Origin of the sequence: Micromonospora sp. DT178, assembly GCF_049841695.1 — a bacterium.
Lineage (GTDB): Bacteria > Actinomycetota > Actinomycetes > Mycobacteriales > Micromonosporaceae > Micromonospora.
Genome location: NZ_JBNCKV010000085.1, coordinates 1 through 278 on the forward strand (window position 1 = coordinate 1; position 278 = coordinate 278).

The 278-nt window shown below is 71.6% G+C and carries 1 protein-coding gene; it reads right to left on the minus strand.

What is annotated here, in order from left to right:
* On the minus strand, window positions 1-243 hold a 243-nt coding region (locus ACLQ22_RS32065), incomplete at its 3' end, for a hypothetical protein (protein WP_425695614.1).
* Window positions 244-278 lie beyond the last annotated feature (35 nt).

The following is a 278-nucleotide window of genomic DNA, read 5'->3' on the forward strand; positions in this document are numbered from 1 at the left end:
GCCATCAAGCCGGCCTGGCGGGTGGGGCACCAGTAGAGGTTGCGGCCGCTGCCCGTGCCATGCCCAGAGCGGTTCGGTAGTCACCGGCGTGGTGTCGGGGTCCGTGCCTGGTAGTGGCATCCACTGCACCGTGAACAGTGACTGCGCCGCGTCCGGCACTGCGGCGCCCAGTTGGTCGGCGGTCACCGGCCGCAACACCAGCGAGGTCGCGGTCAGCACCGGCTGGCCGGCGGTGTCGAACACGGCCACCGCGATACCGCCGTCGTCGGCCGGTGTCA